We start from the raw sequence: 2185 nt of genomic DNA on the forward strand, positions 1-2185 counted from the left end.
GGGTGGCGGTCGTGCCGGTGGCCTGGAGATAGGTGATGACGGCGAGGACGCGACGGTGGTCGTCGGGCTGCGGCTGCAGACCGAGCCGGGTGAAAATGCTGCGTACATGGGACTCGACCGTCCTGGGAGTGAGGACGAGCTGGTCGCTGATGGAGCGATTGGAACGCCCCTCGGCCATCAGGGCGAGCACTTCACGTTCACGGTCGGTCAGCGTGTCGAGCGGGCCACGTCGGTGCCGGCCGCCGACCAGCAGCGCCGCCACGTCGGGGTCGAGGGCGCAGCCGCCGGCCGCGACCCGGCGGACCGCGTCCAGGAAGACCGCCGTCCCGGCGACCCGTTCCTTGAGCAGGTAGCCGATGCTCCCGGCGCCCGCGCCGAACAGGGCCGGCAGATAGTGGGACTCCAGGTACTGAGAGAGCAGCAGGACGCCGACGTCGGGGTGATCCCGGCGGATGGCGACAGCCGCCTCGAGCCCTTCGAGATGGTGGGTGGGAGGCATGCGGATGTCGACCACCGCGATGTCGGGCCGCAGCGCGGCGATCGCGCCATGCAGACCGGCCGGATCGGCGACCTGCGCGACGACGTCGCATCCGTGACCGCGGAGCAGCTCGGCGACAACCTCCCGCAGAAACACCGCGTCGTCGGCGAGCACCACCCGTAATCCCGCGGACCGGCCTGGCGAGGACGGCGAGGACGGCGAGGACGGCGAGGACGGCGAGGACGGCGAGGACGGCGAGGACAAGGGTTTCATCGCGGGTCATCCGTGGGGAGAAACGCGCGGACGACGGTGCCGTGACCTGCCGGGCTGTGCACGGTCAGCGTGCCGTCGAGCGCCGCGAGCCGGTCGCGCAGGCCGAGCAGGCCCGTCCCGGCCGTTCCCGCCGTTCCCGCTGTCCCGGCCGTGATGTCGGCACCTCCGATTCCGTTGTCGGTGACCTCGACGCGCAGCCGGCCGTCGGCGTGTTCGACGTCGATCCGGACCTGGTCGGCGTGGGCGTACTTGAGGGTGTTGGTCAACGCCTCGGCCGCCACGAAATAGCCGGTCGCCTCCACGGCGGGGGCCAGCCGCGGCACGGCGGCCGCCGTCAGCCGCACGTCGAGCGGAGCCTGCTCGGCCAGCGCCCGCAGCGCGGGGACCAGGCCGGCTTCGGTGAGAATGGCGGGGTGGATGCCGCGGGCGAGCGCCCGCAGTTCCTCCATGGCCCTGTCGAGCCCGTCGGCACTGCGCGCGAGCAGCGCCGTGGTCTGCTCGTCGACGGTGCCGTCGAGGCGTTCCTGGAGCAGACGCAGCAACAGCCGCGCGACGACGAGCCGTTGCTGCGCGCCGTCGTGCAGGTCACGTTCGAGGCGGCGCCGTTCGGCGTCGGCCGCGGCGACGATCCGCACGCGCGAGGCCCGGACCTCGGTGAGCTGGGCGTTCACCTCGGCGGCCAGCCGCTGGTTGTCCAGTGCCAGCCCGGCCGCGGCGGCCACGGCGTCGAGATGGTGCGGGTCCTCCCGCAGCGCCGGGTCGTGGAACAGCGCCGCGACCCGCCGTCCGTCACGCTCCACCGGCCACACGGCACGCTGTGAGTCGTCCTCCGGAAGCCGCAGCCGCTGGCCGTCCCCGTCGATGAACGTGCCGGACTCCGGCCGCCAGTAGCCGATCCGCAGCGAGGGATCGCCCAACGACCTCGCCAGGAGTCCTTGCAGGTCGGCGGCTGACAGCGGCTCGTGTAACCGTCCCAGCAGGTCCCCCACGGCGGTGCGCCCCAGCCGGACCCGCAGGACCCCCGCGAGAAACGCCAGCGGCAGCAGGCAGAACGCCACCCAGTAGACCCACAGGAACGCCGAGTACAGCGGATGACCCGTCGAACCCACAACCCCGCCGGCCACCGTGGCGGCAGCCCCCACCAGGCCGGTGACGAAGACCGGTGCGAGCACCCACCGCAGCGGCCGGCTGGCCGTCGCCCAGCGGCGGACGAGCAGCACCAGCACACCCACGGCGATCGCCGCGCCGATCGTCTCCTCGATCCGGTTCGCTGCCTGAGCCAACTGGATGTTGTCGGCGACGAGCAGCAGGTTCGGGACGGAATCAGGCAGCTGGCGGGTGTCGTAGAACAGGGCTGCCGCCGAGGGAAGCCCGAAAGCCGTGGCATACGCGGCCGCGACAAGCAGCCGCTGTACCCGTGAGGTCAGGCGTCCG

2 protein-coding genes are annotated in these 2185 nt (G+C 72.5%); both read right to left on the reverse strand.

The window, feature by feature from the left end; genetic code table 11:
- Positions 1-751, reverse strand: a 751-nt coding sequence (locus AC5LUJ_RS17575; protein ID WP_493465310.1) for a LuxR C-terminal-related transcriptional regulator, incomplete at its 3' end; no start/stop codon positions are given.
- Positions 748-2185: sensor histidine kinase (locus AC5LUJ_RS17580; RefSeq protein ID WP_493465311.1), on the reverse strand; the 1438-nt coding region annotated here is incomplete at its 5' end. The genes AC5LUJ_RS17575 and AC5LUJ_RS17580, both read right to left, overlap by 4 nt.

The organism is Protofrankia sp. CiP1_Cm_nod3, assembly GCF_982290655.1.